The organism is Campylobacter sp. BCW_6467 (assembly GCF_001762855.1).
In the GTDB taxonomy this organism is placed as follows: Bacteria; Campylobacterota; Campylobacteria; order Campylobacterales; family Campylobacteraceae; genus Campylobacter_D; species Campylobacter_D jejuni.
In genome coordinates this window covers 1-1,043 of record NZ_MJXP01000025.1, presented here as the reverse complement: position 1 = coordinate 1,043, position 1,043 = coordinate 1, and the positions used below count along the sequence as shown (strand labels likewise).

At 24.4% G+C, this 1,043-nt stretch carries 2 protein-coding genes; both read left to right on the top strand.

The features are described from left to right. A partial coding sequence (locus AJ888_RS03850; RefSeq protein ID WP_237766501.1) for an AHH domain-containing protein occupies positions 1–375 on the top strand: 375 nt, incomplete at its 5' end. Continuing rightward, a complete protein-coding gene (locus tag AJ888_RS03845; protein WP_070296136.1) occupies positions 372–932 on the top strand; it encodes an imm11 family protein in 561 nt (186 codons plus the stop codon). The genes AJ888_RS03850 and AJ888_RS03845, both read left to right, overlap by 4 nt. Positions 933–1,043 lie beyond the last annotated feature (111 nt).

The following is a 1,043-nucleotide window of genomic DNA, read 5'->3' as shown; positions in this document are numbered from 1 at the left end:
CAAGCTAGTCCTCTTGCTAAGATTAAATTTGATAGGATAAGATGGGAAGGGATAGGAGGTAAAAACAATCAATTACCAATTCAAACTCATCACATTGCCACCAATAAGAGTAAAAAATATACTCCAAAATTTCAAGAGATACTTAATTCATATGATTTAAAACTAAATGGAGATTGGAATAAAGTTAAAATGCCACATCGCGGAAGACATCCTAATGAATACCATGAATACATTCTTGAAAAAATGAATAAAATTGATAAAATAGCTAGAGGAGATAAGAATAAATTCTTAAAAGAATTTGAAAAACTAAAAGAAGAAATCAAAAATAATCCTGCTATACTTCATAAAGAATACTATAAGGAGAGAAAACAATGAGATATTATAAAATGATGTATAATGGACAACATAATGATGTTGATAATTGGATAAATTGTGTTAAACCAGATATAAAAAATAATGACAAATATGCACTTTTAGAATCTAAACCTATTGCAAATTGGCAAACACCTACATTTGAAATCGATAAAGATGATGGTAAAATACTGACCGATTTAATATCTAATGTATATAATTGGCGTATAGTCTCTCCTAAATTTATAAATTTAATGCAAGATTTAATCAAAGATTGTGTGCAATATTTAGATGTAGAAATTAAAAATCAGGAAATAAATTATTATGATTGTAAAATTATGCATGTAATAAAATCACTTGAGGCTTTAGATTATGAACATTCTGTATATACTTATATGGGTGATAATGATGAATATTTAAGTATTACTAAAGCTGTTTTAAAAAAATCAAAACTTGATGGAAGTCATATATTTAGAATTAAAGATGATGAAATACCTGTTTTTGTATCAAGTGAATTTAAAAAAATAGTAAGAGAAAATAATTTATTAGGTTTTAGTTTTAGTGAAGTTATGGTATATTAAAATTAATAAACATATAAAAATATTACAATTATAAATTATATAAACTTATTAGGTTTTATCAAACAAATACCATAATAAAGGATAAAAAATGACAAGAGAACAAGCAGAATT